Raw genomic sequence first — 585 nt, 5'->3', positions numbered from 1 at the left:
ATCCTCCCTGTTCAGGAGCACTTTCCTCTTTGCGGCAACCCAACAGACGATCACCCCGGTGAAAGCCCGAGGCTAGGCCGATCCTAGCCCAGACCTTCGCGCCTTGGTCGGGTGTGATCATGGGCTAGCCTCCCGCCTTTGTTGATGTTGAATTTTGCGGGTCGGTCGGGGTGTGGCCGTGGCTGAGGGCCCGCTTTCGCGCGGGGCGGGCGTCCGGTCCACGTCCCGAATGGTTTGTCCTGGTCGATGGGGTGGGAGGCCGGTGGTCCCGGTTATCCGGGGGTGGGCAGCGCGCGCAGTGTGTTGATCGCCTGGACGGCCAGTGGGGTCCAGCGGTGCTGGGCGCCCAGGTACAGCACGGGTGACGGGTGGCGAGCGTGCCGGGCAAGACGTCTTGCCAGCCAGAACAGGCGGTGGCGTGGGCGTTTCGGTTCCCAGCGTCGTGCGAGCTGGTCGGTGAGGCGAGCAGCTGGGTGCAGCTACAGAGCTTGAATGGTCGGGGTCTGTCTGATCACATCCGGTCTGTCCGGGTATGGCCGGACCGTGCTCGGGGCTTGCCGCTGGTATGAGGTATGCGGATGGTGG

General features: G+C 66.0%; 1 pseudogene. It reads right to left on the bottom strand.

The annotated features are described in order from the left end of the window. Positions 1-272 precede the first annotated feature (272 nt). Positions 273-461 (bottom strand): annotated as a pseudogene (locus tag ND747_RS16605) (IS1380 family transposase); the annotation flags it as partial. Positions 462-585: the final 124 nt, after the last annotated feature.

Origin of the sequence: Frankia sp. R82 (genome assembly GCF_023716925.1) — a bacterium.
GTDB lineage: Bacteria > Actinomycetota > Actinomycetes > Frankiales > Frankiaceae > Frankia.
This window is presented reverse-complemented; position numbering and strand designations above follow the sequence as displayed.